Here is a 1,456-nt window from a genome sequence, read left to right on the forward strand (position 1 = left end):
GCAAAAATCAGCCAAATGGCTTAGTTTGTAATGTGGTACTGCAAAGCTGATATCCCTCACAAGACAGGGATTTAGGTTTGAACAGTTAAAATTAGGAAGCATTACCAACCCCAGACCTATGTTCGAGCAACAACCCGAAACACTACAGCAAAAGGTCAAACTCTTGGCATCGGAATCAATTCGTCAAGATAATCCATCTCAATGGTTTGAGGTTTTATATGCCGAAGCTAATGGGGATTCAGGGCAAATACCTTGGGCGCGTTTAACAACCCATCCTTATCTACAGGATTGGTTAGCGCGTAATACACCCCAAGGGTCGGGTCGCTCTGCCCTAGTGGTTGGTTGTGGGTTAGGGGATGATGCTGAAGCGTTGGCGCAGCAGGGTTTCCAAGTGACTGCCTTTGATATTTCCCCGACTGCGATCGCATGGTGCCAAAAACGATTTCCCGATTCCCAGGTCAAGTACCAAGTTGCGGATTTATTTGCATTAGATCCAGCATGGTATCAGAAATTTGATTTTGTGTTTGAATGTCGTAATATCCAAGCCTTACCCCTCAAGGTTCGGTCAACTGTTATGAATGCGATCGCATTCTTACTCGCCCCAGGAGGAACCCTGTTACTTATCACTCGGTTTCGCGATACCGACACTGAACCGGATGGTCCTCCTTGGCCGTTGTCCGATACAGAACTAGCTTACTTTCAGGAATTGGGCTTACAAGAAATCGGTCGTGATACTGTCCCAGAATCAGAGGATGACCCAATTCAAAGGTTACGCATTGAATATAATCGCGAATATACTCGCCATGGTTCGTAAACGCTTAATTATTGAAATGGGAATGGGAGTAGACCAACACGGTCAAGACCCAACCGTAGCAGCAGCACGAGCTGTACGGAACGCTATTGCTCACAATGCCTTACCTGGTGTTTGGGAAGTAGCTGGTTTAGAGCATCCCAATCAAATGATAGTTGAAGTTCAAGTCGCCGTGCCTTACCCAGAGCAAGTCCGGGAAAATGAAGTACTGGCTGTACTCCCTTTCGGTCAGAAAACTCTATCCCTTGAGTCCGGTGGAATGGTGGTTCAAGGCAGGGCGATTCCAGAACTTAATGATAAAAATGATGAGATGCTGATTGCTGTTGCAGCCGTTACTGTTTTGGTGGATAGTGATTAGGTAAGCTATCAGCTATCAGCTATCAGCTATCAGCTATCAGCGATTAGCGCTACGCGCACGCTACTTGAGGTGCTATCAGCTATCAGCTTTTGAATAAAAGAGGAATACAAAATTTAATCATCGTTGAACAATAGTCTTATGCTTTCGGTGTTACTTCTACGCGATTGGCAATGGCATCCACTACGGTTTCAAAAATGCCCAGGGAGTTTTCCACCATGGTGTTGAGGGTATCGAGCAGGGGATTAATTTCACAGATTTCCCAACAACACACCCGTGGATCTTTAACC

The 1,456-nt window shown here is 45.7% G+C and carries 2 protein-coding genes; both read left to right on the forward strand.

The genetic code is table 11. The features are described from left to right. Positions 1-118 precede the first annotated feature (118 nt). Positions 119-814, forward strand: a complete 696-nt coding sequence (locus F6K37_RS42150) for a class I SAM-dependent methyltransferase (RefSeq protein WP_287257186.1) — start codon at positions 119-121, stop codon at positions 812-814. Further along, entirely contained in the window at positions 804-1,169 is a 366-nt protein-coding gene (locus F6K37_RS42155; RefSeq protein ID WP_287257187.1) for a Lin0512 family protein, read from the forward strand. Before F6K37_RS42150 ends, F6K37_RS42155 begins: the two co-directional genes overlap by 11 nt. Positions 1,170-1,456: the final 287 nt, after the last annotated feature.

The sequence above is a fragment of the Moorena sp. SIO4E2 genome, from assembly GCF_010671945.1.
Taxonomy (GTDB): Bacteria; Cyanobacteriota; Cyanobacteriia; order Cyanobacteriales; family Coleofasciculaceae; genus Moorena; species Moorena producens.